General features: G+C 65.4%; 6 protein-coding genes. 3 read left to right on the forward strand and 3 right to left on the reverse strand.

The genetic code is table 11. The features are described 5' to 3' along the window. Positions 1-489: 489 nt before the first annotated feature. The 3 genes from AC27VL_RS18260 to AC27VL_RS18270 all read right to left on the reverse strand — a co-directional run bounded on the left by AC27VL_RS18260 (position 490) and on the right by AC27VL_RS18270 (position 2833). The gene (locus AC27VL_RS18260; RefSeq protein WP_488767755.1) at positions 490-1104 is read right to left on the reverse strand and encodes an RluA family pseudouridine synthase; all 615 of its coding nucleotides are present in this window, start codon (positions 1102-1104) and stop codon (positions 490-492) included. A 124-nt stretch (positions 1105-1228) separates the two neighbouring features. Beyond that, positions 1229-2215 carry a malate dehydrogenase gene (locus AC27VL_RS18265; protein ID WP_025879435.1) on the reverse strand — a complete coding sequence of 329 codons (987 nt, stop codon included), beginning with the start codon at positions 2213-2215 and terminating at the stop codon, positions 1229-1231. Between the two features lie 126 nt (positions 2216-2341). Then, complete coding sequence (locus AC27VL_RS18270) at positions 2342-2833, reverse strand: peptidylprolyl isomerase (protein WP_089239021.1); 492 nt, start codon at positions 2831-2833, stop codon at positions 2342-2344. 238 nt (positions 2834-3071) lie between these two features. Between AC27VL_RS18270 and typA the strand changes: the two genes are divergently transcribed. The 3 genes from typA to AC27VL_RS18285 are packed head-to-tail and all read left to right on the forward strand — an operon-like array spanning position 3072 to position 7062. Beyond that, positions 3072-4919, forward strand: a complete 1848-nt coding sequence (gene typA, locus AC27VL_RS18275) for a translational GTPase TypA (protein WP_025879437.1) — start codon at positions 3072-3074, stop codon at positions 4917-4919. A gap of 11 nt (positions 4920-4930) precedes the next feature. Next, on the forward strand, positions 4931-5398 hold the full coding sequence (locus AC27VL_RS18280; RefSeq protein WP_025879438.1) for a DUF2127 domain-containing protein: 468 nt from the start codon (positions 4931-4933) through the stop codon (positions 5396-5398). A gap of 41 nt (positions 5399-5439) precedes the next feature. Continuing rightward, positions 5440-7062: an amidase gene (locus AC27VL_RS18285; RefSeq protein ID WP_100551647.1), complete on the forward strand. Its 1623-nt coding sequence runs from the start codon at positions 5440-5442 to the stop codon at positions 7060-7062. Positions 7063-7117 lie beyond the last annotated feature (55 nt).

Below are 7117 nucleotides of genomic sequence, written 5' to 3' on the forward strand. Positions count from 1 at the left end.
GTCAACGTCAACGTCAAAAGCTGGGCTACTGAGGGATGGCGGGGCGGGTCCGGTTGCGGGGGACGCCGTGAATACGTCCCTGTAGGCTCGGTCGCGCCATCCATGGCGCTCACGCCCCCGCAACCGGACCCACCCCGCCTCCGACAATTTCCCGCTGCTGTTGGGCTGCTGTTGGTAGCTGTCGACCTCGGTCGACACATAGACCCACGCCATGCGTAGATGCTTTTCGATCACTTATCGAAATATTCGATTCCGATGGAGATTCATCCACGCATGGCGTGGGCCCATCGGCCATCGGAAATCTGTCGAAGGCGGGGCGGTGTCGGATTGCGGGGTGTCAGCCGCATGGATGCGGCTGCCAAGCCTACAGGGACGTACTTGCGGCGTCCCCGCAATCCGACACCGCCCCGCCAACCCAAGGAATGCCGCTGTTGCTGTTGCTGTTGCTTCGGCAGGTGCAGGGCGCAGCCCTGCCGATACACCTACTCTCTAGAACGGAGTCGCAGACTCGAACGCGAGCGCCTCGCCCGTCACCGGATGGGTGAACCGCAGCTCCCGTGCATGCAGGTGCACGCGCTGCGCGGCTTGTGCGCCGTACAGCACGTCGCCGACGATGGGATGGCCGAGGCTGGCCATGTGCAGGCGCAACTGGTGGCTGCGGCCGGTGACCGGCTCCAGTTCAACGCGCGTGCATTGCGCCGCGATGTCACGCGACAGCACGCGCCACCGGGTCAGTGCCGGCTTGCCGCGTTCGTGGTCGACCATCTGCCGCGGCCGGTTCGGCCAATCGACGATCAGCGGCAGATCCACTTCACCCGCATCTCCTTCAAGCAGCCCCTGCACGATGGCTTCGTAGCGCTTGCACACCTCGCGCTTCTCGAACTGCATCGACAGCGCCACCTGCATGTCCTTGCCACGCGCGTGCAGCAGCAGGCCGGAGGTGACCTGGTCCAGGCGATGCACGGTCAGCGCATCGGGATACACCGCCTGCAACCGCGCGACCACGCAGTCCTGGTTCTCCGCCGAGCGGCCGGGCACGGACAGCAGGCGGGCAGGCTTCTCGGCCACCAGCAGCGCGTTGTCGATGTAATGCAGGTGGATCATGTCGTTGCCAGGTGCTCCATACGGAAACGGGGAAGCCGAAGCCTCCCCGTTTCCTGCGTACCGGCCAACGGCCGGCACCTACCCTGATGGAAAACGTGCCGGCAAGCTGCCGGCACAGACCGCATCAGCCCAGCAGGTGGGCGACGCCGGCGCGCTCTTCTTCCAGCTCGGCCAGGGTCTTGTCGATGTACTTCTGGCTGAAGTCGTCGACCGGCAGATCCTTGACCAGGGTGTACTCGCCGTTCTCGGTGGTGACCGCGAAGCCGAAGATCACGCCTTCCGGAATCCCGTAGGAACCGTCGGACGGCACGCCCATGGTGACCCACTTGCCGTTGCTGCCCAGCACCCAGTCACGCACGTGGTCGATCGCGGCGTTGGCGGCCGAAGCAGCCGAGGACGAGCCACGGGCTTCGATGATCGCCGCGCCGCGCTTGCCGACGGTCGGGATGAAGGTGTTGGCGTTCCACTCCTGGTCGTTGATCGCATCGGCGATCGACGCACCATCGGCGGTGGCGAAACGGTAGTCCGGGTACATGGTCGGGCTGTGGTTGCCCCACACCACCAGCTTCTCCATGCCGGCGACCGGCTTGCCGAGCTTGGTCGACAGCTGGCTCAGCGCGCGGTTGTGGTCCAGGCGCAGCATGGCGGTGAAGTTGCGCGGGTTCAGGTCCGGCGCCGACTTCATCGCGATGTAGGCGTTGGTGTTGGCCGGGTTGCCGACCACCAGCACCTTCACGTCACGCTTGGCGACCTTGTTCAGTGCGGCGCCCTGGGCGGTGAAGATCTTCGCGTTTTCCAGCAGCAGATCCTTGCGCTCCATGCCCGGGCCGCGCGGACGCGCGCCGACCAGCAGGGCGATGTCGGCGTCCTTGAAGGCGACTTCAGCGTCGTCGGTGCCGACCATGCCGGCCAGCAGCGGGAACGCGCAGTCTTCCAGTTCCATCATCACGCCCTTCAGGGCGGCCTGGGCCTTGTCGACCGGCAGTTCCAGCAGCTGCAGGATGACCGGCTGGTCCTTGCCCAGCATTTCACCGGAGGCGATACGGAACAGCAGGGCGTAGCCGATCTGGCCGGCGGCGCCGGTCACGGCAACACGAACAGGTGCTTTCATGGGGATTTCCTCTGCTAAGAAGCCAAATAGCGTTGTAGAAGATGGCCGCACGGGCGGGGATGGGCCTGGCGAGGCGGCCGCAACATGGAAACGGCCCCCTTCGCAGGGGGCCGTCCGGGTATTGGATCAGGCGGGAATGAGCTTGTTCCACTCACCCACGCGCTCAGCCTGGGCGGCGAGCAGAGCGTCGGTGTCGCCTTCCAGGGTGATCGAATGGATCACGTCGCCCTGCTTGACCGAATCGACGATCGCCTGGCCTTCCAGCACCTGGCCGAACACGGTGTGCTTGCCGTCCAGCCAATCGGTCTTGATGTGGGTGATGAAGAACTGGCTGCCATTGGTGTTCGGGCCGGCGTTGGCCATCGACAGCGAGCCGATCTGGTGCTTCACACCATTCTTCTCGTCTTCGAACTTGTAGCCCGGGCCGCCGGTGCCACGACCCTGCGGGCAACCGCCCTGGATCATGAAATCGGGGATCACGCGGTGGAAGATCAGGCCATCATAGAAGCCGCGCTTGACCAGGTTCACGAAGTTGGCGACCGTCAGCGGCGCCTTGTCGGCGAACAGCTCGACCTTGATCGGGCCCTGGGTGGTGTCGAAAGTGGCGATGAGGGACATGCAGATCCTTGGATGCGGGGTGTGTAATCAGCCCCATAAGGATACACCTCCCCCGTGGCATGAGCGGCTTCGACCATCGGCGCAGGCAGGGTCTTCAGCCCGCGGACGGGCAGCGCCGGGAGCCAGGCTGAATGGGGACCTCGGCAGGTCTGAAATCCAGGTTTTCGCCAATCGTCAAGTTCGACGTATAATGTTGGACTTCTTTTTCCAAATCCGGCGCCGACTGGCCCCCTTTCGTATGTCCATCGAAAATCTTCGCAACATCGCCATCGTCGCTCACGTCGACCATGGCAAGACCACCCTGGTCGACCAGCTGCTGAAGCAGTCCGGCACCCTGTCCGAGCGTACCGTCCTCGCCGAGCGCGTGATGGACAGCAACGACCAGGAAAAGGAACGCGGCATCACCATCCTGGCCAAGAACACCGCCATCACCTGGGAAGACAAGAAGACCGGTATCAAGAACCGGATCAACATCGTCGACACCCCCGGACATGCCGACTTCGGCGGCGAGGTCGAGCGCGTGCTGTCGATGGTCGACACCGTGCTGATCCTGGTCGACGCGATGGACGGCCCGATGCCGCAGACCCGCTTCGTCACCCAGAAGGCCTTCGCGATGGGCTTCAAGCCGATCGTCGTGGTCAACAAGGTCGACCGTCCGGGCTCGCGTCCGGAGTGGGTGATCGACCAGGTCTTCGACCTGTTCGACAAGCTCGGCGCCACCAATGAGCAGCTCGACTTCCCGATCGTCTACGCCTCGGCCCTGAACGGCTACGCCGGCCTGGAAGACACCGTGCGCGACGGCGACATGACCCCGCTGTACGAAGCGATCATGCAGCACGCACCGAAGCCGGAAGTGGACCCGGAAGGTCCGTTCCAGATGCGCATCAGCCAGCTGGACTACAACAACTTCGTGGGCGTGATCGGCATCGGCCGCATCCAGCGCGGCACCCTGAAGAAGAACATGCAGGTCGCGGTGATCGACCGTGAAGGCAAGAAGCGCAACGGCAAGGTCGCGCAGGTGCTGGGCTTCCTGGGCCTGGAGCGCATCGAGCAGGACACCGCCGAAGCCGGCGACATCGTCGCCATCTCCGGTATTCCGGAACTGACCATCTCCGACACGCTGTGCCATCCGGAAACCCCGGAAGCGCTGCCGGCACTGACCGTCGACGAGCCGACCATCTCGATGACCTTCCAGGTCAACAACTCGCCGTTCGCCGGCAACAAGGACCTGTCCGGTGGCAAGTTCCTGACCAGCCGCCAGATCAAGGACCGTCTGGATCGCGAGCAGGTCCACAACGTGGCCCTGAAGGTCGAACAGCTGGAAGACGCCGACAAGTTCCTGGTCTCCGGCCGTGGCGAACTGCACCTGTCGGTGCTGATCGAGAACATGCGTCGTGAAGGCTACGAACTGGCAGTGTCGCGCCCGGAAGTGATCATCAAGCAGATCGACGGCCAGGCCATGGAGCCGATCGAGCAGCTGGTGGTGGATATCGAAGAAGTCCACCAGGGCGGCGTGATGGAAAAGCTGGGCACCCGCAAGGGCCAGCTGAAGAACATGGAATCGGACGGCAAGGGCCGTGTGCGCCTGGAATACCAGATCCCGGCCCGTGGCCTGATCGGCTTCCAGAACGAGTTCAAGACCCTCACCCAGGGTTCGGGCCTGCTGTTCCACGTGTTCGACCATTACGGCCCGAAGGAACAGGGCGCCATCGCCAAGCGCATCAACGGTGTGATGATCGCCAATGCCCCGGGTACCACCCCGGCGTACTCGCTCGGCCCGCTGCAGGAACGCGGCAAGCTGTTCGCTGCTGAAGGCGACAACGTGTATGAAGGTCAGCTGGTCGGCATCCACTCCAAGGACAACGACCTGACCGTCAACGCGATCAAGACCAAGCCGCTGACCAACATGCGCGCTTCGGGCAAGGACGATGCGATCCAGCTGACCCCGGCGATCAAGTACTCGCTGGAACAGGCCCTGGACTTCATCGAAGACGACGAGCTGGTCGAGATCACCCCGAAGGAGATCCGTCTGCGCAAGAAGTTCCTGACCGAAAGCGACCGCAAGAAGAACTCGCGCGGCGGCTGATCCAGCGAACCGTGAGCCAGAACGGCTACAACCCGGATCCGCATCGGCATCCGGGCCTCCACGTCATCGCCTTGCTCGAAGCGAGCAAGGCGATGCTGGCGTTGTTGGCGGCTACCGGGCTGGAAATCCTCGGTCCGCAGCCGCTTCGCGACGGCGTCAATGCCCTGATCCGGCGTTTCAGCCTGGACCCGGATCACGGCACCCTGCCCTCGCTGTTGAATGCAATCAGTCCCGACGCGGTGCACCTGGCCGCAGCGGCGATGATCGGCTACGGCCTGCTGCACCTGGTCGAAGCCTGGGGTCTGTGGAAAGCCAAGGCATGGGCCTCCTGGCTGGGCTGCCTGACCGCCTCCATCTACCTGCCCTTCGATATCTACGCGATCGTCCGCCATCCCGGCTGGGCCTCGTGGACCGTGCTGGCGATCAACCTGATCGTCGTCTACGTGCTGGCGCGCGACCTGCGCAAGCGCCGCCGCTGAGCAGCCGCTACACTGGGGATCGGAGCCGTCGAAGCTGCCCCATGCGCCTGTCCTTGCCGCCCCTCCTTTCCTGTCTGATCGCCGCACTGCCTGCGGTGTTTGCTGCTGGCTGCAGCCCGGCCACGTCCAGCGCCCACGCTGCCGAACCGGGTAGCAGCAACGTGCCCTTCCCCTACGCCGAGACCGAAGTCTCCGACCTGCAGGCACGCATGGTCGCCGGCGAACTGGACAGCACCACCCTCACTCACGCTTACCTCAAGCGCATCGCCACACTGGACCGCGCCGGCCCGCGCCTGCGCGCGGTGATCGAGCTCAATCCGGATGCCCTGAAGGAAGCTGCAGAGCGTGATCGCGAGCGCCGTAACGGCCGCCTGCGCGGACCGCTGCATGGCATCCCGATCCTGCTGAAGGACAACATCAACGCCGCGCCAATGGCCACCAGTGCCGGCTCCCTCGCCCTGCAGAGCTTCCGCCCCGACGATGCCTACCTGGTGCGACGCCTGCGCGAAGCGGGCGCGGTGGTACTGGGCAAGACCAACCTCAGCGAGTGGGCCAACTTCCGTGGCAACGACTCGATCTCTGGCTGGAGCGCGCGCGGGGGGCAGACCCGCAATCCCTACCGCCTCAGTCATTCGCCCTGTGGCTCCAGCAGCGGCAGCGCGGTGGCCGTGGCCGCCAACCTGGCCAGCGTGGCCATCGGCACCGAAACCGATGGCAGCATCGTCTGCCCCGCGGCGGTCAACGGCGTGGTCGGCCTGAAACCGACCGTCGGCCTGGTCAGCCGCGAAGGCATCATCCCGATCTCCTTCAGCCAGGACACTGCGGGCCCGATGACCCGCAGCGTCGCGGACGCCGCCGCCGTGCTGACCGCCATCGCCGGCCGCGATGATGCCGATCCCGCCACCGCGACCATGCCCGGCCGCGCCGTCTACGACTACACCGCACGACTGGATCCGCAGGGACTGCGTGGCAAGCGCATCGGCCTGCTGCAGACACCACTGCTGAAGTATCGCGGGATGCCGCCGCTGGTTGAGCAGGCGGTCGCCGAGCTGCGCCGCGCCGGCGCCGTGGTGGTGCCGGTGGAACTGCCCAACCAGGGCGCCTGGGCCGATGCCGAGCGCATCGTCCTGCTGTACGAATTCAAGGCCGGACTGGGGCGCTACCTCAACACCTACCAGGCACCACTGCGCAGCCTGGCCGGGCTGATCGCCTTCAACGAGGCACACAAGGGCCAGGAACTGGGCCTGTTCGGCCAGGAGCTGCTGCAGGAGGCCGAGGCGACCCCTGGCCTGGGCGATCCCGTGTACATCCGCGCGCGCAGCGATGCGCGGCGACTGGCGGGCCCGGAAGGCATCGACGCCGTATTGGCATCGCAGAAGCTGGATGCGCTGGTCGCACCGACAACCGGCGTGGCCTGGCCCCTGCGCAGCACGGGGGATGACTTCCCCGGCGAGAGCTACAGTGTCGCCGCCGTCGCCGGCTACCCCAGCCTGAGCGTGCCGATGGGCCAGATCGATGGCCTGCCCGCGGGGCTGTTGTTCATGGGCACGGCGTGGAGCGAACCGAAGTTGATCGAGATGGCCTACGCGTATGAGCAGCGCACGCGCGCCAGGCGTCCGCCGCACTTCGATACCGATGCATTGATCGAATCCGGCGATCCCTGACATCCGGTAGTGGGGGGGGGGGGGGGGGGGGAGCGCGAGCGCAGCTTAGGCGAAA

It is taken from the genome of Stenotrophomonas sp. 14P6.2.3 (assembly GCF_057799055.1).